The organism is Peribacillus sp. SIMBA_075 (assembly GCF_046534585.1).
In genome coordinates this window covers 1-231 of the sequence record NZ_JAWRYN010001724.1, presented here as the reverse complement: position 1 = coordinate 231, position 231 = coordinate 1, and the positions used below count along the sequence as shown (strand labels likewise).

The 231-nt window shown below is 41.6% G+C and carries 1 pseudogene; it reads left to right on the top strand.

From position 1 onward, the window contains the following. Positions 1-231: pseudogene (locus SB775_RS34335) on the top strand (HelD family protein); the annotation flags it as partial.

Below are 231 nucleotides of genomic sequence, written 5' to 3'. Positions count from 1 at the left end.
ATTAGCCCGGATAAACCCTTGCAACTGTTTTTTGAAGAGGGCCAGGATGAGAGGCAGCAGGAGATAGCGCGGCATCGTTTGCGCTTCAAAGGCTCACTTGCTTGTCGAATCGCTTTGGAAGGATATATCGATCATATAATTGAAACGAGAATTCCATTTAAGAAATTAAGCTTCCTTTACAACAAAACGAAGCAAGTATTTTCTATTCCCGGTGATTTTATTCGTCAAAGC